The sequence below is a fragment of the Nocardia sp. 2TAF39 genome (assembly GCF_052114905.1).
Classification (GTDB): Bacteria; Actinomycetota; Actinomycetes; order Mycobacteriales; family Mycobacteriaceae; genus Nocardia.
Genome location: NZ_JBFRFQ010000053.1, coordinates 1 through 12,744, shown reverse-complemented (window position 1 = coordinate 12,744; position 12,744 = coordinate 1). Strand labels below are relative to the sequence as shown.

15 protein-coding genes are annotated in these 12,744 nt (G+C 67.1%); 5 read left to right on the top strand and 10 right to left on the bottom strand.

Features of this window, described 5'->3' with window-relative positions:
• The 3 genes from AB4Z47_RS26030 to AB4Z47_RS26020 all read right to left on the bottom strand — a co-directional run bounded on the left by AB4Z47_RS26030 (position 1) and on the right by AB4Z47_RS26020 (position 4,487).
• Entirely contained in the window at positions 1-2,325 is a 2,325-nt protein-coding gene (locus AB4Z47_RS26030) for a nitrate- and nitrite sensing domain-containing protein (protein WP_441954500.1), read from the bottom strand.
• A 376-nt stretch (positions 2,326-2,701) separates the two neighbouring features.
• A complete protein-coding gene (locus AB4Z47_RS26025; RefSeq protein ID WP_441954498.1) occupies positions 2,702-3,097 on the bottom strand; it encodes a DUF779 domain-containing protein in 396 nt (131 codons plus the stop codon).
• Positions 3,098-3,266: 169 nt separating this feature from the next.
• Entirely contained in the window at positions 3,267-4,487 is a 1,221-nt protein-coding gene (locus AB4Z47_RS26020) for a transcriptional regulator (protein ID WP_441954497.1), read from the bottom strand.
• Positions 4,488-4,633: 146 nt separating this feature from the next.
• On the opposite strand from AB4Z47_RS26020, the gene AB4Z47_RS26015 reads away from it, so the two are divergent.
• On the top strand, positions 4,634-5,056 hold the full coding sequence (locus AB4Z47_RS26015) for an MmcQ/YjbR family DNA-binding protein (RefSeq protein ID WP_441954495.1): 423 nt from the start codon (positions 4,634-4,636) through the stop codon (positions 5,054-5,056).
• 10 nt (positions 5,057-5,066) lie between these two features.
• Here AB4Z47_RS26015 and AB4Z47_RS26010 read toward each other — a convergent pair whose 3' ends face one another.
• The 4 genes from AB4Z47_RS26010 to AB4Z47_RS25995 form a co-directional block, all read right to left on the bottom strand.
• The gene (locus AB4Z47_RS26010; RefSeq protein ID WP_441954493.1) at positions 5,067-5,564 is read right to left on the bottom strand and encodes a hypothetical protein; all 498 of its coding nucleotides are present in this window, start codon (positions 5,562-5,564) and stop codon (positions 5,067-5,069) included.
• Between the two features lie 127 nt (positions 5,565-5,691).
• Positions 5,692-5,970 carry an alkaline phosphatase family protein gene (locus tag AB4Z47_RS26005; RefSeq protein ID WP_441954491.1) on the bottom strand — a complete coding sequence of 93 codons (279 nt, stop codon included), beginning with the start codon at positions 5,968-5,970 and terminating at the stop codon, positions 5,692-5,694.
• A 164-nt stretch (positions 5,971-6,134) separates the two neighbouring features.
• Positions 6,135-6,446, bottom strand: coding sequence for a nuclear transport factor 2 family protein (locus AB4Z47_RS26000; protein WP_441954490.1), 312 nt, complete (start codon positions 6,444-6,446; stop codon positions 6,135-6,137).
• Between the two features lie 59 nt (positions 6,447-6,505).
• Positions 6,506-7,132, bottom strand: a complete 627-nt coding sequence (locus AB4Z47_RS25995) for a TetR/AcrR family transcriptional regulator (RefSeq protein ID WP_441954488.1) — start codon at positions 7,130-7,132, stop codon at positions 6,506-6,508.
• A 110-nt stretch (positions 7,133-7,242) separates the two neighbouring features.
• Between AB4Z47_RS25995 and AB4Z47_RS25990 the strand changes: the two genes are divergently transcribed.
• Together AB4Z47_RS25990 and AB4Z47_RS25985 are read left to right on the top strand one after the other, a co-directional pair.
• On the top strand, positions 7,243-8,325 hold the full coding sequence (locus AB4Z47_RS25990) for an SDR family oxidoreductase (protein WP_441954486.1): 1,083 nt from the start codon (positions 7,243-7,245) through the stop codon (positions 8,323-8,325).
• 248 nt (positions 8,326-8,573) lie between these two features.
• Positions 8,574-9,458: an LLM class F420-dependent oxidoreductase gene (locus AB4Z47_RS25985; RefSeq protein ID WP_441954484.1), complete on the top strand. Its 885-nt coding sequence runs from the start codon at positions 8,574-8,576 to the stop codon at positions 9,456-9,458.
• Positions 9,459-9,476: 18 nt separating this feature from the next.
• Here the strand turns inward: AB4Z47_RS25985 and AB4Z47_RS25980 are convergent, their stop codons facing one another.
• The 3 genes from AB4Z47_RS25980 to AB4Z47_RS25970 all read right to left on the bottom strand — a co-directional run bounded on the left by AB4Z47_RS25980 (position 9,477) and on the right by AB4Z47_RS25970 (position 11,088).
• The gene (locus tag AB4Z47_RS25980) at positions 9,477-9,884 is read right to left on the bottom strand and encodes a hypothetical protein (protein WP_441954482.1); all 408 of its coding nucleotides are present in this window, start codon (positions 9,882-9,884) and stop codon (positions 9,477-9,479) included.
• The gene (locus AB4Z47_RS25975) at positions 9,881-10,168 is read right to left on the bottom strand and encodes a hypothetical protein (protein WP_441954480.1); all 288 of its coding nucleotides are present in this window, start codon (positions 10,166-10,168) and stop codon (positions 9,881-9,883) included. The genes AB4Z47_RS25980 and AB4Z47_RS25975 overlap by 4 nt, the downstream gene beginning before the upstream one ends.
• An 80-nt stretch (positions 10,169-10,248) precedes the next feature.
• Entirely contained in the window at positions 10,249-11,088 is an 840-nt protein-coding gene (locus AB4Z47_RS25970) for an IS5 family transposase (protein WP_441954560.1), read from the bottom strand.
• Between the two features lie 353 nt (positions 11,089-11,441).
• On the opposite strand from AB4Z47_RS25970, the gene AB4Z47_RS25965 reads away from it, so the two are divergent.
• Positions 11,442-11,888, top strand: coding sequence for an Rrf2 family transcriptional regulator (locus AB4Z47_RS25965; RefSeq protein WP_441954478.1), 447 nt, complete (start codon positions 11,442-11,444; stop codon positions 11,886-11,888).
• 68 nt (positions 11,889-11,956) lie between these two features.
• Entirely contained in the window at positions 11,957-12,328 is a 372-nt protein-coding gene (locus tag AB4Z47_RS25960; RefSeq protein ID WP_441954476.1) for a YybH family protein, read from the top strand.
• Positions 12,329-12,744: the final 416 nt, after the last annotated feature.

Here is a 12,744-nt window from a genome sequence, read left to right as displayed (position 1 = left end):
TTAGTCTTTCTGAGCGTCCGGGGTCGGGTTGTGGTCGGAGAGCGGTTTGCGGCCCTGCCTGGTGCCATTTTCGATGGCGGACATCAGATCACGGGCCTGTTCGGCCGTGCGCTGTCGTTGCGGCCCGGCCGGCGTTGCGGCCGGCTCGCTCAGTTGCGGTGCGAGATTCGCCTGGCGGTTGCGGCGTGGCAGTGTGGGCCTGGCATCGACGTTGCCGGTCGGTGCGGCGGTCGCGTCCTCGGACTGGGTCGGGTCCGCAGCGGCCGGCTTGGCGACCAGCGTCGCGAGGGGCGCCTCGCTCTGTTCCGCCATGCCTGTGGGGTGTTGGTGCGCGGGTGGTGGTGCCGCCGACCGCGAGGGCGCCGCGCCGGATACCTCGGATTTCGATGTCGGCGTGCCGGCTTCGCGGGCAATGAGCGCGGACGGGATCAGCACGATGGCCCGGATTCCACCGTAGTCGGACTCGACAAGCCGAACCGAGACCCCGTACCGAACGCCGAGCTGAGCGACCACGAACAGGCCGAGCCGGGAATCGGCGGACAGCGCGGCGACACCGAAATCCGGTGGGTTGCGCAGCATCTCGTTCGCCTTGGTCAGCTCGTCGGCGGGCATGCCCATGCCTTGGTCCTCGATCTCGACGACCACGCCCTTGCCGACGACATTTCCGCTCACCTCCACACGTGACTGCGGCGGGGAGAACGAGGTGGCGTTGTCGATCAGTTCCGCGAGCAGGTGGATCAGGTCGGCGACCGCGGAACCGACGATCTGCACCTCGGGCTGCCGGGCGAGGCGGACACGCGAGTAGTCGAGCGTTTCGCCGATGGCGCTGCGCACCAGAGCGATCAGGTCCACGGGGTTACGCCACTGCCTACCGGGCTGGCCGCCGCCGAGGATGACCAGATTCTCGGCGTTGCGGCGTTCTCGGGTGGCCAGGTGATCCAGCCGGAAGAACGTGTCGAGCAAGGCGGGATCCTCTTGCCCTCGCTCGGCTTCGTCGAGGATTTCCAGCTGCTGGTGCACCACGATCTGGCTGCGGTGGGCGATATTGAGGAAGACCGCCTTCACGCCCTCGCGAGTTCGGGCCTCGGTGACCGCGCCCGCCACTGCCGCCGCGTGTGCGCGGCCGAATGCCTTGGCGACCTGGCCGATCTCGTCGTGCCCGTAGTCCAGCAGCGGCGTTTCCTCGGCCGGGTCCACCAGCTCGCCCGCGCGCAGGCGGCGCATCATGTCGGGCAGACCGTCGTCGGCGAGTGCGAGGGTTTCCCCGCGCAGCAGCTTCAGCCTGCGGATGACCCGATTGGCCAGCTTGACCGCGATGACGAAACCTGCGATCGCAACCAGCAGTACGACGATGCCGAACAGCAGCGAGGTCAGCGCGGAGCCCCCGGCCTTGTCTTCGGCGACCTCCTGAGCCTGCTTGTTCTGGTTGATCCAGATGTCGATCAGTCCGCGGTTGACGTCGGTCGCCGCGTTCTGCCAGTCCGCCACACTCGACGGCAGTTCGGGGGCACTGCTGTTCTGGCCGTCGTCTGGGGGGTTCTGCAGAGCACGCCGGGTGAGGGCGTCTTCCATCGCGGTCAGTTGTCGCCATGCGGGGGAGGCGGTCGCGGCCTTTGCGGCATCGCGCTGCGGCGCGTCGAATTCGCTGGTCAGATAGTCGATCTGAGCGTGGTAGTAGCCGACCTGGCTGAGGTATTCCGCCACCGGAATGGCGGCCTGATCATGTGCGTTCACCAAGGCCAGAGCCAGCGCGTTGCTACGCGACATCGCCTCCGCCGCGTAGAACAGCCGCAGACCCTCCGCGAGTTCGATCGCGATCTCCGGGTCCGGCGAGAACTGCTGGGCGATCTGCGTGGCGGTCGGAATGGCCCGGAGCCCATCGTTGTAGAACGCGTACGCCTCCAGAATGGGCAGTACCCCGGTGTCGACCTGTGCTCGCACCGTAGGGAGCCGGTCCAGCACATTCAGGAAGTGGGTGACCTTCTCCCCGATCAACGACGATGCGAGTGTTTGCAGCCCACCCGAGGCGCTGCGCAGTTCGGCAACCGCCTTGTCGACCCGCACCCTCGCCGCGGCGAGCGCTGGTGCGGCGTCGTGGTCGCCAGCGAGTTCGGCAAGAGTCAGGCGGCGCTCCAGCTGGACGGACTCGGTGAACTCTCGGGCCGAGGGGGTCGACTTCTGCACTTGGATGGCCCACACCCGTGCGTAGCCTCCCTTGAACACCAGATACCCTGCCGTGCCCACGCCGACCAGTAGGAGAGTCAGACTCGGAATGAGTGCGATGGCCAAAATCCGGCCGCGGACACCGAGCCTCCTTCTGAACATTTGCCCAACGTACTCGAGATCAACGTCAGCCCGATGCCTTGTCCCGTTGAGCGGGACTCGGTTTGACATTGCGCAGTCGGTATGACCGAATAGTTGCATTTCAATGTGACTTGACATCATTTCTGATGTGCCACAAAGGAATTCGGTGTGTAGCCCGGACGGGATCGCACTCGATGTCGAACCCTGGGCGGCCAAGGAAGAGATCATGGGCATGATCTGCTCGCGGTCGTCCCCGGCGTGGGCACCGTGGTCGGCGCCGCCATCATCGAGGGCTGCGCTCCTATCTGCGCCACCTACCCGGCCGCTGACGCTCGACGTCCGCCCGGGTGGTCGTGCCCCACCCGGGCGGACGCCCCGCCGGTTCGCATGGACAGGCTTATGCCAACCGGTCGGCTCCGGTGCGTGGCGGCGGTGCGTCCGCCAGCGCCTCTGCTTCCTCGTCGGTGAGCAGCCGTGACCTGAGGGCGAACCGCACTTCGTCGGGCGCTTCCAGTGCGCAGTGGCTGCTCACTACATCCACGGTGAGGTGGGTGTGCTTCGAGAGGTCGTACTGCTCGCCGCTCATCCAGAATTCGGTGTGCCAGGGCAGATTTCCCAGTAGCACATCCCCGCTGCCGATCCGGAACTCCCGGACCGGCAGGCACACCGGCGCGTCGTTGCCGCAGCCTCGGCCGGACTGGTGGAAGAGCACCGCGCCGTGCTGTTCGATCATCTGGCGCAGGGTGATCCTGGCCCGGTCCGTGATGTCCACCCGATGAATCCGCTGCGACATCACGAGGCCGTCTCGTCGCCACCGATGACACGGGCCCAACGCGTGGCGCAGCCGATGACACCGGAATCGGACCCCGGTTGGGGGTAGGTCATGGCACTTGCTCCTCGCGAATCTCACTGACAGGGTCACTATGGTCCCCGAAGGTTGGCGCGAGGTTGGTGCGAGAAGGTCAGGCGCGCAACGCGGTATGCAATCGGGCGGTGACCACCGCACGGCGCACGTCGTCGGATGGGAGCAGCCGCAAGGCGTGTTCGTGCACCTCGATATCGTTCGGCGAGCGCTCGCCGAACGCCACGGAGTGTTCGGCGCGGTCGCTGGCCAGAACCGCGGTTCGCACGCCGACATCGAGGTAGTCGCGCCACTTCACCACGCCGGGCGTGTCCGAGTCGGGCAGCAGTGGGCCGCGGTACAGCCACACCGCCGAGGTCGTGTCGCCCGCCGCGATGGCGGCCAGCAAGTCGACTGCGTCGCAATCCACCGGACCGGTCAAAAGGTAACGGCGGTTGCTTATTTCGCCGCCGGTGGCGCGGCGCAGATGAGAGACGTCGGCCTTCAATGTGCTGGTGGAAACCGCACGGTCGCCGTAGATGGCGGTATGCAGCTGCTCAGGGGTGAAGCCATCCGGCTCGAGCGCGAGCAGCGTGAGGATCTCCAGCTGCCGCGGCGGCAGCGGCAGCGGCCTGCCGTCGCGCAGCAGCCGTGCGGCGCCGAGGCATTCCAGCCGGATACCGGTCGTCGGCGCGGGTTGGTTGCCTCGCAGGATCGTTTCGACCGCGGTGACCAGGGCCCGTACCGAGGTGAGCACCGCGGGATGCGAGCGGTCCCAGGAGCTGGACAGATTCAGGGCGCCCACCTGCCGGCCGTCGGGGCCGTGGATCGGCGCGGCGTAGCACACCCAGCCGTGCAGCGCGGCGACCAGATGCTCGGCGGAGAACACCGAAGCGGGGCGGTCGGTGCGCAGAGCGAGCGCCAAACCATTGGTCCCCATGTGACTTTCGTTCCAGCAGCCGCCAGGGGCGAGGTTCACTTGCTCGGCCTGCCTGCGCAGGGCGCGATCACCGCACGACCACAGGATGGTGCCCGCGCCGTCGGTGACCACACCCAGATAGCGAGAGTCCTCGGCGATCCCGCGCAGGTCGGTGGCCAGCTCGGTCACCGGGCCGCGCAACGGGGACTCGGCCCACAGCTCGCCGATGTCGTCCAGTCCCGGTGCGATCGTGCGGCCGGGATCGACGGTACGCAGCGACCGCTGCCAGGATTGCGCTACCTCGTCGCGTAGCAAGGTTGTTCGAGGCGGAGGCAGCCCCGCGGTATTCGGAACCGTCGCCCAGCGCTCCCATTCTCGTTTCAGTTCGACCCGCTGCTGAGTGAGGGTACGGAACTGTGCCACCTGGAAGAACCCCATCCTTGTGTGAGCTCACATTCGCTCTCTCATTCTGGCGTACGCGCGTCGCATGCGGGCGGCTTTGACAGCAGACCAGCTGGGCGCGATCGGTTTCGGTGACGATTCGATCGCGAGGCGCCTACGCTGCTCACATGGCGACCGTTTCGCGGCGGGCGCGCCTCGCCGACGTGCACGAGGTGGCATCCGGCATGCCGCATGTGACGCGGGTCGACGGCCCGCACGGTAACCCGATCTATCAGGTCGGGGGGAAGTCGTTCGTGTTCTTTCGCAACGCGCGCCCGGACGCCGTCGACCCGGAGACCGGCGAACGCTACACCGATGTGATCGTGTTCTGGGTGCCGTCGGAATCGGACAAGCAGGCACTGGTCCAAGACCCGGACTCGCCGTTTTTCACCACGCCGCATTTCGACGGGCACCCATCGGTGCTGGTGCGCGGCAGCCGAATCGGTGAGCTGAGCCGTCAGGAGCTCACCGAGGTGATCCAGGACGCCTGGCTGGCCCGCGCCTCACGTAAACGAGCGACCGACTGGCTGGCCGCCCATCCGCCGCGGTGAGCCAGCGCGGTCACTTCCTGATGAAAATGCCTGCGACGTCGGCGTTTTTGATGGGAGTGTCGGCGTTGGCCTGGCTGCCGCAGAGCAGGTCGACCGAGACTATCGTCGCGTCCACCGCGGTCCCCGCGGGCTCGCGGTCGTCCTTGCTTTGCTGCTTGACGAACTTGGTGATCGTCGTGCGCTTGGTGTCCTGGTCCTGCTTGATGTACTCGCTGCACGGCGTGTCGCCACCGCGATTGAGGGCCCGCTCGATGTCGGTGCAGCCCGCGAGCACTATGGCGACCGCCGCGATCCCGAGGCCGGTCCGGCCGGTCCGTGACAGCGTGGCGTTCATGTGCTCCTCCTGGATGTTTCTCGCGCGGCGGTGCCCGCCGCGATCGGTCTCCAGCCTAGGCCAGTGCGCGCCGATGCTGCGCGGACCGGCCGGTGTCCAGGCGCGGACGACCCGCACCCCCAGCGGCACGTTCATCTCGGCCGAGGTCGGCGAGCCGTGTTGGCCGATCAGCATCGACTGCAATGGCTCGACGCCCGCGTAACACCGCCCTCGTCAATCCCGAGCCTTCCTGGCAGCGCGGCGACACCTGAACGACCGCGATGCCGTCGGCGGCGGCGCGCTCGAAGACCGTTGGGGTGGGCTAGAATTCCTCTGGCACGAGTTCGGTTCGCAGATCGGACTTGCCCTTCGCGCCGTGCAGTCGCCAGGCGAGCGGATTCAGCAGCCGGTCGTAGCCGGGGACGCTGAGTAGATAGCCGACGATCCCATGCTCGCCGGGCGGGACGCCGACACCGAGCGAACCCAGGCTGGTGGCGGTGGTCGTCGGAAAGCCCGCCGTCAGCGTGACCGGCGGGAGGCTGGAAAGGAACGGCGCCGCAGCGGGATTCGCGGCCAGCGCATCGGCACCGAGTCCGTCCACCAAGAGGACGCGGACCCTGGCGGTGACTTCGAGTCCTAGGCGATCGTCGGCGCGGGGGTGCCGAGCCCCGCGAGGACGGAGGGAAGCAGATCGGCCAGGGAGCCTGTGCCGTACCGGGGCGCGACGAACACGAGTCGAGTTCGGCGTCCGGATGGCAAGGGCGCTCAGGCCTGGCCGGTCTCGAAGCGGCTGATCTTGCCGTCGCGGATGGTGAACCGCCAGCTCGTGCGCATCGAACCCCAGCGCGAGTTGGTGTAGTCGGCCAGGAGCTCGGTGCCGACGTCGCCGACAGACGCGACCTGCATGCGCGCGTTGCTGCCGAAGATTTCCGATTCGGTCCACTGGGCGAGGTTGCGTTCCACGCCGTCGTCGGACATGGTCGCGTCGTCGGTGAGCACCGCGAAGAGCCGGTCCTGATCGTTGGCGTTGAGCGCGTCGACGAATTCCTGCACCGTCGGATCCAGCTGTGCGGTCATCCGTGTCTTCCTCTCGGATCAATGGGGGAAGCATAGTCGGCGAATGTTTGGCATCCACCTTAGTTTAGCGGCGGTACGCTCGGTTCGATCAGCTCGGCGAAGGTCTGCATGACGTCGTCCACCAGAGCTGATGCGGTGGTTCCGAACTGGACCGCGCGCTTTTCCAGCTGCCCGTCCAGCCACAGCGAGGCCAGCCCATGGCCGAGTCCCCAGAACATAACGGCCAGCGTGTCGGCCTTGTCGGCGGGCAGCACACCGCTGCGCACACAGTCGGCAACCGCATCGGTGAGGACGGCGAACGCGGCGTCGCCCGCCGCCATGGCATCGGGGTGCTTGTCCGGCTGGGAGAGCTCTGGGCGAAACATCAAGCGGAAGTAGGCCGGTTGCTCGCGGGAGAACCGCACGTAGGTGCGGGCGAGGGCGGTGAGGGCCGACATCGGCGTTTCCGCGTCGTCGCGGGTGGCGGTGAGTTGCGCGCCGAGCAGTTGGAAGCCCTGTGCGGACAGCGTCGCCAGGAGCGCGGCCCGATCGGGGAAGTGGTGGTAGGGCGCTCCGGTGCTCACGCCCGCCTCGCGCGCCACCCGGCGCAGGCTGACCGCGGCGAGGCCCTCGGTCTCGATCAATCGCAGGCAGGCGGCCAGCAGCGCGTCGCGCAGGGCGCCGTGATGATAACTGGTCCGCGTCACCCTCCGAGCGTATGCGACGCGCCCTGGACAACATATTTATGCGATGCTTAGATTATTTGAGCGGCGCTCAGATGGGCGCGGCGTGAGCACTCCTCGGGATGGATGAACACATGAGCACACGGGTATTGGTCACCGGCGCAAACGGTTTCGTTGCCGGTCAGGTCGTCGCCGAATTGCTGGAACACGGCTACGCCGTGCGTGCGACGGTCCGCGACCTCGGCGACACCGGCAAACGCGCGCATCTGGTCGAGCTGGCCGAGCGCACCGCCGGCGAGCTGAATTTCGCGCAGGCCGACCTCGACCACGACGAGGGCTGGGCGGCAGCTGTCTCCGGCTGCACGGAAGTGCTGCACGTCGCCTCGCCGTTCCCCACCGCCCCATCGGACGACGAGCACGGGCTTATCGCCACGGCGGTCGAGGGAACCCTGCGGGTGCTGCGCGCCTGCGCCGCCGTCGGCGCGGTGCGCCGAGTGGTGCTGACCTCCTCGATCGCCGCCATCACGCACGGCCACGCCCACGACGCGCTGCGCACCGAGGCGGACTGGTCGGTGGTAGAGCGCATCCCGGCGTATCCGAAGAGCAAAACGCTCGCCGAGCGGGCGGCCTGGGAGTTCGTCGAAAAGCTGCCCGTCGACGGCGGATTCGAGCTGGTGGTGATCAATCCCGGCATGGTGCTCGGACCGGTGCTGTCCGCGTCGACGAGCACCTCGCACGAGCCGGTGCGCAGGCTGCTGGCCAGGGACATGCCCGGCTCGCCCCGCGTCGGCTGGGCTACGGTGGACGTACGCGATCTCGCGGTGGCGCACCGCCTCGCCCTGGAGACGCCCGCGGCCGCGGGCAACCGCTACATCTGCGCGGGCGAGCACCTGTGGATGGGGGAGATCGCGCACATCCTCGCCGACGAGTTCGACCCGCGCGGATTCCGGGTGCCGACCAGGCAACTGCCGAACTGGGTGGTGCGTGCGGTCGCGGTCTTCGACAGGGGTGTTCGACTGACGCTGCCCACGCTGGGACGCACCGAGCGGCTCAGCGCCGACAAAGCGCGCCGCGAATTGGGCTGGACCATGCGCCCGGTCCGGGGAACGGTGTTGGACACCGCCGAAAGCCTTGTCCAATATGGGATCGTGCAGCAGCCGACACCCCGCAAATCCGCGACGCCGCAGACCGCCACCTCCGGCGCCGCGCGCGTCTGAGGAGTGCCGTCATGCTGATCGCGACACCGATCATCACCAGCGTCGCCGTGCTGCGCCGCTGGTTCGGGAGTCGAGCGGCGGCGAACCGAGGGAGCGATCCGGCGGACGTTGCGTCGTCCGATTCCGGTGGCCGCCGCACGTCGCCTTGCTCGGGATCGCCGTGGCCGCGGGCACGCTCGCTCGGTGCCGAACCCCGCGATCGTGGGGGCGGGGTGACTGCGCCGGACCCGATTCGCTAGACAAGAGGCGTGACTGCGCAGCGCCCCTTCCGGTTCGGTGTCAACATGGTGGTTCCCGAATCCCGGTCGAGTTGGATCGAAAAGTGCCGTAGGGCAGAGGAATTCGGCTTCGACGTGGTCGGCGTCGCCGACCATCTCGGCCTGCCCGCGCCGTTCCCTGCGATGATTCTGGCCGCCGAGGCGACCGAGCGGGTACGGCTGAACACGTTCGTGCTCAACACCTCTTTCTACAACCCGGTGCTGCTGGCCCGCGACGTGGCGGGCGCCGATCAGTTCACCGACGGACGGGTCGAACTCGGCCTCGGGGCGGGCTATGTGCAGGCGGAGTTCGAGGCCGCGGGGATCCCGTTCGAGAGCGGGCGCAGGCGGGTCGAGCACCTGGAGAACACAGTGATCACGCTGCGCCGACTGTTCGCCGATCCGGAGTATCAGCCGCGGCCCGCGCAGCCATGCGGTCCGCCGCTGCTCATCGGCGGCTGGGGCGACCGGCTGTTGCGCGTGGCCGCGGAGCACGCCGATACCATCGCCTTCACCGGCGCGGCCGCCGCACGCAACGGCGCGCCACTGCAGATGGCTGGACTTGCCGAAACGGAAGAACGCGTCGCCTACGTGCGCGAACTGCTCGGCCCTCGTCTCGACAAGGTCGAGTTCAACATTCTGGTGCAGCGCGTGGTCCCGCCCGCCGAACGCGCGAGCGTCCTCGAGATTTTCGGCCCTGCGTTGCCTCCCGATGTCGCCGACACCCCGGAAGAGCACCCCATCCTGCTCATCGGCACCCCGGAGGAGATGGCCGATCGCCTTCGTGACCGCCGCGACCGTTACGGCATCAGCTACGTCACCGTTCTCGAGGACAGCATGGAAAAGCTCGCCCCCGTTATCCAACTACTGCGCTGACCGCCGCGCGGCCGGAAGTCAGGGCAGCGGGTCGATGATGACGCGGGGGTCGATCTGGCGGAGCTTCTTCGGACGGCTGGTAAGGCAGGGCCAATCCCGCGCGACCGCTTCGCGGGTGGCGTGGCCCGCCGCGATCAGCGCTTCGGCCGCCTGGTTGCCGATGATGTCGACGCCGAGGCGTTCCGCGGTCGTTCGATCGAATGCCGGGATCACGGTGTGCGGGAGTCCGAGCAACACAGCGAGAATGTCTAGCCGGTCAGCCCAAATGTGCGCCCGCGCCGCCGCGAGGACGGTGCTAGGAACCACGATGGTGTTGCCCGCGCTCACCGTCGCCCAGGCGACCGCCTGGGCGTAGTTGGCGCGGTTGGCGAACGCGATGACAGCGGCGGCGTCGAAGACGACGCCACCCAGAGCCCGGGCCCTCACGCCGCGCCGGCGTGCGGACCGCCCGCCTCCTCTTCGGACAGCGGCGGTAGCCCCTGTACGGCGCGGGCACGGTTGATCAGATCCAGCGGCGGGCGTCCGCCGAAGATCTCTTCCAGCTTGGCCAGCGATTCGGACTGGTTGATCCCCGCCCGTACCGATGTGGCGACGAACGCGGACACCGAGTCGATGTTCCCGGCCGCGCGCCACCGTTGCAGAATCGCGACGACGTCTTCAGGCAATGTGACGGTGACCTTCCGCGTTCTATGGTCCCGAGGCGACGTCATACCACGACTGTATCCCGGCGCTCCGCCCGTCGGGAGGGCGATTGCGTGTGTTTGCCTTAGTGAGCGTCCGGGAACTCGGGTTATCGGGTGAGTCGACGTGACATGGTCATGACGGTGGCGATGTAGACCATGGCCTCGTGGTGGTCGGGTCGGGTTTCGTAATCAAGGACACAGCGGCGGTGTTTGCTGATCCAGGCGAATGTTCGCTCGGCGACCCAGCGGCGTGGCAGCACCACGAAGCCTGGGTCGCACCGTTTGACGATTGTGACGACCATGCCCAGCACCTGCCCTGCCCAGCGCACCAGCCGCCCGGTGTAGCCGGCGTCGGCCCAGGTCAGGGTGATGGTGGCGAATCGTTCTCGCAGCAGCGCCAGCAGGGGTTGCGCGCCGTCGCGGTCTTGGGTGCTGGCGGCGGTCACAACCACGGCCAGCAGTGAGCCGAGGGTGTCGGTAGCGATATGCCGTTTGCGTCCACCGACCTTTTTGCCGTTGTCCCACCCGCGTGAGGCGGTGGGAACGGTGTCGGCGCCCCGTACGGACTGCGAGTCGATGATCGCCGCCGTCGGTATCGCTTTCCGGCCCGCGCCTACCCTGATCCGGTCTCGCAATATGTCTGTGATCCGGTGCCACACACCGGCTTTGGACCACCGGCATAAGAGGTCGTAGACCGTGGTCGGAGGCGGGAATTCCTTGGGCAGCGCCCGCCAGGCGATGCCGCCGCGGACCAGGTAGAAGATCGCGTCCAGGACCAGGCGGCGGGGATGTTTCTCCGCACGTCCGCCCCGCCCGCCGGTGTTGCCCGGCGCAGGCAGCAAGGGCTCAAGCAGTGCCCACTGTTCGTCGCTGCACGAAGACGGATACGCCGGACATGGTCGCGACGGTACCGGCGCCTGAGCGTGGGCAGGGCATGACGAACACAGGCAGGTAGGCGATACTGGCACACGAACTCCTGGTCGATCTTCGGTCTTCAGCAACCGCTGATCTACCAGGAGTTCTTCGCATTCTCCGGATGCCGCGCCGTTCGAATAGCTTTCCGCTGCAACCACATTCACCGACATCACCCACACGCGGCGTGCCCCGGGGGCCGGACGTGTCGCGCCTGAGGCATGCGCAGGCGGATGGGTGTGTCCGCTGTGCCAGGTGGGGGATCGCGCGAGGAGCGAGCGGCTGATTCCACGCAGAACCAACCATTGTGCTCCACGGATTGACGAGGGCGTAAAACTGCAACTACTGTAGTTGCAGTTCGGTGGGCGCGGGCTGAGGAGAGGTCACGATGGGTGTCAGTAGCAGGAGCGCGGTCGCGATTCACGCGCTCACGATGCTGGCGCGTTGGGATGATCGTTCGCTGACGTCCGCAGAGATCGCGGACAGTCTGGCGAGCAATGCGGTTCTGGTGCGGCGCATACTCGGCGCCTTACGGGATGCCGGTCTGGTGTCGTCCACCGAGGGGCGTGGGGGTGGCTGGTCCCTTGCGCGTGTTCCGCACAAGATCACGCTCTACGACGCGTATTCCGCAGTCGAGGCGGGCCCGATCCTATCGCGGCATCCTCATCCACCCAGCGACGCATGCGAGGTGGGGCGCAATATGCAGCGACTGCTCGAAACGGAGTTCCGCGATGCGGAACAAGCCATGGAAGAGCGGCTCGGCCAAACCACCATCGCCCATCTGGCCCAGCATGTGCTGGCTATCGAGCATGAACTTGCGCTACAGGGTCGGTGACCGAGCCGACGGGCGGCGACCGTTGCGGCCGTGGTGAGAGAGATCGAGACTACGACGGAGAGAGCGAGATGACAGCGCGTACACCCGAAGAGCTTCTACCTTTGATCACCGCCGCGATAAACGGCGGCGATCCGATCGAGGTCGTGAAGTACTTCGACGAGGAGGGGTGCTTCGCATTGCCCGATGGCGCACTCGTGCGCGGGCATGCGGAACTACTGGCGATGTACGAACAACGGCTCGCGCTACAGCCAGCGATAACGACGCACACTGCGAAGATCATCCAGGCGGGCAATGTCGCGTTGGTGACGAATGTGTGGTCCACCCGCCTTCGGAATGGCGAGATCGACGGCAAGGACCTGTTCGAGGGCGTGGCGACCCTCGTGCTGCGCCGCCACGCCGACGACAGCTGGCGCGTCCTCGTCGACGACTCCGACAGGTGAGGATCGGGCGCGCACTCACTCAGAGCCTTCACCCGTTGAGTAGGAGTCGCGAAGCCACTGCACGTGTTTCACATGTCGGCGCCAGTGTGCCCTGGCGATACATGCACCTGCCACTGGGCGCGCGGTTGTCAAGCGACATCGTAACGTTGGATTTCACCGATGCGGCATCGAGCCTATGGCTGCCGTCGAGATCCACCGATCAACGCCGCCGGAGATCACCGATCTAACCAACAACACCCTCCACCGTTCCCGGATGCTCACTTAGCCTCAATACCGTTCAGTTAAGGTCCGTTGATTGTGAGTTTCGGGTCGTGAGTCGGTTGCGGGTGCTGGGTGTGATGGGTGCGTTTTGCTGCCCATTTGAGGATTTTGCGTTTGACGACGCGGGGGTTGGATCGTCTTCGGCGTGCCGGGTT